Annotated in this window: 4 protein-coding genes and 1 pseudogene; 4 read left to right on the top strand and 1 reads right to left on the bottom strand. The window is 72.9% G+C overall.

The window, feature by feature from the left end; translation table 11 throughout:
• Positions 1 to 188: 188 nt before the first annotated feature.
• Together cobA and AB0D31_RS34480 are read left to right on the top strand one after the other, a co-directional pair.
• A complete protein-coding gene (cobA, locus tag AB0D31_RS34485) occupies positions 189 to 1,409 on the top strand; it encodes a uroporphyrinogen-III C-methyltransferase (protein ID WP_362730819.1) in 1,221 nt (406 codons plus the stop codon).
• A gap of 151 nt (positions 1,410 to 1,560) precedes the next feature.
• Complete coding sequence (locus AB0D31_RS34480; protein ID WP_362730816.1) at positions 1,561 to 2,379, top strand: RNA methyltransferase; 819 nt, start codon at positions 1,561 to 1,563, stop codon at positions 2,377 to 2,379.
• A 242-nt stretch (positions 2,380 to 2,621) separates the two neighbouring features.
• Here the strand turns inward: AB0D31_RS34480 and AB0D31_RS34475 are convergent, their stop codons facing one another.
• Complete coding sequence (locus AB0D31_RS34475) at positions 2,622 to 3,875, bottom strand: serine/threonine-protein kinase (protein ID WP_362730825.1); 1,254 nt, start codon at positions 3,873 to 3,875, stop codon at positions 2,622 to 2,624.
• A 200-nt stretch (positions 3,876 to 4,075) separates the two neighbouring features.
• Between AB0D31_RS34475 and AB0D31_RS34470 the strand changes: the two are divergent.
• Positions 4,076 to 4,376 (top strand): annotated as a pseudogene (locus tag AB0D31_RS34470) (hypothetical protein).
• Between the two features lie 208 nt (positions 4,377 to 4,584).
• Positions 4,585 to 4,794, top strand: coding sequence for a hypothetical protein (locus AB0D31_RS34465; RefSeq protein ID WP_362730822.1), 210 nt, complete (start codon positions 4,585 to 4,587; stop codon positions 4,792 to 4,794).
• The last annotated feature ends 314 nt before the right edge of the window (positions 4,795 to 5,108 follow it).

Genomic DNA, 5,108 nt, shown 5'->3' with positions numbered 1-5,108 from the left:
AGGTCGATGACCTGGGTGATCGCCGTCTCGATCTTCTCGTTGTCGACCGTGTTGGCCCGGCCCCCGCCCATGCCGCCGCGCGCACCCGCCCCTTAGGCTGTCGACGGGAGCGCGTACCCCTCCCACCAGCCGCTTCACCGCCGCAGCGGCCCATCGCACCGCCAGCCCGCCCGAGGAGCACCGCCACCATGGTCGAACACCCCGCGTACCCGGTAGGCCTCCGCCTCACCGGCCGCCGCGTCGTCGTCGTCGGCGGCGGCCAGGTGGCCCAGCGCCGACTCCCGGCCCTCATCGCCGCCGGGGCGGACGTCACGCTGATCTCCCCGAGCGCCACCCCTTCCGTCGAGGCGATGGCCGACGCGGGCGAGATCCGCTGGGAGCGCCGCCGCTTCCAGGACGGCGACCTCGCCGACACCTGGTACGCCCTGGTCGCCACCGCCGACACCGCGGCCAACGAGCGCATCTCCGCCGAGGCCGAGCGCTCCCGCGTCTGGTGCGTACGCTCCGACGACGCGAGCGCCGCCACCGCGTGGACCCCGGCCACCGGCCGCTCCGAAGGCGTGACCGTCGCCGTCCTCACCACCGACACCCCCGACCCGCGCCGCTCGGCCGCGATCCGCGACGCGGTCGTCGAAGGCCTGCGCGACGGCACTCTCGTCGCCCCGAAGGAGCGCACCCGCACCCCGGGCGTCGCCCTGGTCGGCGGCGGCCCCGGCGACCCCGACTTGATCACCGTGCGCGGCCGCAGGCTGCTCGCCGAGGCGGACGTGGTGATCGCGGACCGGCTCGGCCCGCGCGACCTCCTCGACGAACTCCCGCCGCACGTCGAGGTCATCGACGCCGCGAAGATCCCGTACGGCCGCTTCATGGCGCAGGAGGCCATCAACAACGCGCTGATCGAGCACGCGAAGGCCGGCAAGGCGGTCGTGCGGCTCAAGGGCGGCGACCCGTACGTCTTCGGGCGCGGCATGGAAGAGCTCCAGGCGCTCGCCGAGGCCGGCATCACCTGCACGGTGGTGCCCGGCATCTCCAGCTCCATCTCGGTGCCGAGCGCGGCCGGCATCCCGGTCACCCACCGGGGTGTGGCGCATGAGTTCACCGTGGTCAGCGGTCATGTGGCGCCGGACGACCCGCGCTCGCTCGTCGACTGGAAGTCGCTGGCCCAGCTGCGCGGGACCCTGGTGATCCTCATGGGCGTCGACAAGATCGGCGCGATCGCGCAGGCCCTCGTCTCGCACGGCAAGAACCCGTCGACCCCGGTGGCGCTCGTCCAGGAGGGCACCACGGCCGCACAGCGCCGCGTGGACGCCACCCTGGGCAGCGTGGGCGAGGTCGCCAAGGCCGAGGACGTCAGGCCGCCGGCCGTCATCGTCATCGGCGACGTGGTGACGGTGAACCCCCGCCCGTAGCCGGCGAACCGGCCGGGCGGCCAACCGGCCACCGGCCTATCGGCCAACCGGCCGGTCGACCCGCCGGCTACCCGCCCCCGCCCCCGCCAACGGCGGCCGATCCCGATCGTCAGCCGTTGGCACCCAACCCAGGACAAGGCAGTATCACCCTGTGGCCGATCTCATCACCGTCGAGGACCCCGACGACCCCCGCCTGCGCGACTACACGGGCCTGACCGACGTGGAACTGCGGCGCCGCCGCGAACCCGCCGAAGGCCTCTTCATCGCCGAGGGCGAGAAGGTCATCAGACGGGCCAAGGACGCCGGGTACGAGATGCGCTCGATGCTGCTCTCGGCCAAGTGGGTCGACGTCATGCGGGACGTCATCGACGAGCTCCCCGCGCCGGTGTACGCCGTCAGCCCCGACCTCGCCGAACGCGTGACGGGCTACCACGTGCACCGCGGCGCCCTCGCCTCGATGCAGCGCAAGCCGCTCCCCGAGGCGGAGGAACTCCTCACCACCGCACGCCGGGTGGTCGTGATGGAGGCGGTCAACGACCACACCAACATCGGGGCGATCTTCCGCAGCGCGGCCGCGCTCGGGATGGACGCGGTGCTGCTCTCCCCGGACTGCGCCGACCCGCTGTACCGCCGCTCGGTGAAGGTGTCGATGGGCGCGGTCTTCTCGGTGCCGTATGCCCGCCTCGAATCGTGGCCCAGGGGCCTGGAGACGGTCCGCGGCGCCGGCTACCGCCTGCTCGCCCTCACGCCCGACGAGAAGGCCTCCAGCATCGACGAGGCGGCCCCGCACAAGCTCGACAAGGTCGCCCTCATGCTGGGCGCCGAGGGCGACGGACTGTCCCGCCAGGCCCTGGTCGCGGCGGACGAATGGGTCCGCATCCCGATGGCCCACGGAGTCGACTCCCTGAACGTGGGCGCGGCAGCGGCCGTGGCGTTCTACGCGGTGGCAACGGGCCGCCCGACGCCCTGACCCCGCCGGACGCCCACCGGGCCCCGGCCCGCGCCAGGAGCACGGTGAACTGCCCGCTCAGCCGCAACTGTGGCCGTGGTGAGCCGTCCTGAGGCTCTCGGCCGGCGCGGGCTGCAACCCCGCCAAGGGCGCGGGGAACTGCGCGCTCAGCCACCACCGGCCCGCAGCCGAAACGAACCGCCCGGGCAGCGCCCTCAGCCACCACCGGCCCGCAGCCGAAACGAACCGCCCGGGCAGCGCCCTCAGAACTGCTTGACCGCAGCGATGCCGAGCAGCACGATCAACGTCACCAGCACGAACACGGTGAGCCGCTGCCGCAGCAGCCGAGGGTTGGCGGGCCGCAGCCCGCCCGAGGTCCGGGCCCCGGGACGCGTCCCCGGCCGCCCCCCGGGCCGGGACGCGTTGCTGCGCGGCCCACCCGGACGCGAGCCGCCCGTACGCGGAGCAGACCCGCCCGTACGCGGAGCAGAACGCGCCCCGGACCGGGGCCCACCGGAGGTCCCCGAGGATCCCGACGTCCCCGAGGGACCAGAGGAACCGGAGGAACCCGACCCCCGCCCCGCCTCGGTATACCGCTGCGTACGCTCGTCGAGCCGCCCCGTGGGCCGCTCCACCTCCACCCGCTCCCGCTGCACCGGCGGCCGCACGTCCGCGCCCTGCGCGTGCAGCCCGCCCTGGGCCTCCCGCGCGGCGATCTCCTTGAGCCGCATCGAGAGCTGCAGCGTGCTCGGCCGCTCCTCGGGGTCCTTCGCCAGGCACGCCTGGACCAGCGGGGCCAGCGCGTCCGGCACACCGCGCAGTTGCGCCTCCTCGTGCACGACGCGGTAGAGCATCACCTCGGAACTGCCGTGCCCGAAGGGCGAGTCGCCCATCGCCGCGTACGCCAGTGTCGCGCCGAGCGAGAAGACATCGGTGGCCGGGGTGACCGCCGCGCCGCGCACCTGCTCGGGCGCGAGGAAGCCGGGGGAGCCGACGGCCGTGCCGACATGCGTGAGCGTCGAGGCCCCGGTGGCCCATGCGATGCCGAAGTCGATGATCCTGGGGCCCTTGGGGGAGAGCAGGATGTTGGACGGCTTGAGGTCGCGGTGGACGACACCCGCCTCGTGTACCGCGACGAGCCCCTCGGACAGCGCCGCGCCGATCGCCGCGGTGTCGGCGGCCGTCAGCGGACCCTCTTCGGCGACCTTGTCGTGCAGCGAGGGCCCGGGCACGTACTGCGTGGCGAACCAGGGCCGCTCGGCTTCGAGATCCGCGGCGACGAGCCGCGCCGTGCAACCGCCCCGGATCCGCCGCGCGGCGGAGACCTCACGGGCGAACCGGGACCTGAACTCCTGGTCCTCGGCGAGATCGGGCCGGATCACCTTCAGCGCCACGCGCTGCCCGCGCCGGTCGGAACCGAGGTACACGACCCCCATGCCGCCCGCGCCGAGCCGCCGGTGAAGCCTGAACGAGCCGACGACACGCGGGTCCTCGCGCCGGAGCCGCATCATCGCCATTTTCATCCCCGCTGCCAGTCCTGTTGACGGGGCACAGCTTACGTACCCGTCGCCCGGTGTGCTCAGAGGCCGCGCCCTCGCGGCCCGACCGATTGTCAGTGCCGGGTGGGAAACGTGAAGAGTGGTCAGCAAGCCGCGGATCCACGGCGGCTGACCGGGGCGTGATCTCAACGACCGGTCACAGAACGGGGTTTGGGTCCATGAAGGGTGACCGCGTGGAGGGGATGAGGGACGCGGGAGAGGGGACCCGCACGTATGAAGTGGTGACCGGCGGGGCGGGCCGAAGGGCCGAGACCGCGGTCCGCCTCGGAGTGGTCGAAGTGAGCGAAGTCACGAGCAGAGCACCGTCGTGCGTACCGCCCGTTCATGGCGACGCGGGTGCTCACCCCGGTCGGCAGCCCGTCCCGGGGGAGGACGCAGGCGCCGCGGAACCCGCGCGCAGGTCCGACCCCTCCGGGAAGACCCCAAGACGTAAGGGTCCGTCTCCACCCAGGGGAGTAGGCGCGAGGGTGACGGCTCATCCCCTGGGAGGCCCGCAGATCGATACGAGGGCATGACGTCCGGCGCCGCGAGAATCCCTAGTGTTGAAGTCAAGCGGCGGGTGATGCACTCGTCCCCCGAGGTCAGACACCCGCCGCTGTCAGGCCGCTCCCTCACAGGGGGCCGGCCGGGCACATGAGGCAGACCCATGAGCGAACAGGAGAGGACCATGGCGGACACGGCTGCGCGGACGATCATCGTTACGCGGGGACGCAGGGCTTACAGCACCGCGTTCGGTGCCCGCCGGTCCGGCCCGCGCCACCCCCTGGTGGCAACGGCCATGGTTCTTCCCCTGGCGGCCCTGCTCGTAGTCGTCTTCGGCGGCTGGGATGCGGTGGTCACACAAGCGTCGTCCGTGGGCGTGATGCTGGGGCGCTGAGCGGCGCCCCGGACCCGGTAGAGCGGACCGGGTCGGGACATCCGGCCATTACAGCCCCGTGGGGACGGGGGTGCGGCGGACGGCAGTAAGAGGCGTTGCCCGATCGGCTGGGGAGCCGATCGGGCAACGCCTTTTGCGCGTGCGGCGGTTGTGCCCTCCCAACGCACGGGAATGACAGAACCCCCGGCCTTCGAGAAGGCCGGGGGCTCCGGGTGGTGCGCGATACTGGGATTGAACCAGTGACCTCTTCCGTGTCAGGGAAGCGCTCTCCCGCTGTGGAACAGGTCAAGCCAGCTCGTTGTGGATGCGCTCAG

The sequence above is a fragment of the Streptomyces sp. NPDC048361 genome, from assembly GCF_040651795.1.
Taxonomy (GTDB): domain Bacteria; phylum Actinomycetota; class Actinomycetes; order Streptomycetales; family Streptomycetaceae; genus Streptomyces.
Note: the sequence above shows the minus strand (reverse complement) of the source record. Positions and strands in the feature narration are given on the sequence as shown.

Excerpts from the sequence above, each read along its gene's own strand:
- AB0D31_RS34475 (WP_362730825.1), bottom strand. The coding sequence starts at position 3,875 with ATGGCGATGATGCGGCTCCGGCGCGAGGACCCGCGTGTCGTCGGCTCG.
- AB0D31_RS34465 (WP_362730822.1), top strand. The coding sequence starts at position 4,585 with ATGGCGGACACGGCTGCGCGGACGATCATCGTTACGCGGGGACGCAGG.
- cobA (WP_362730819.1), top strand. The coding sequence starts at position 189 with ATGGTCGAACACCCCGCGTACCCGGTAGGCCTCCGCCTCACCGGCCGC.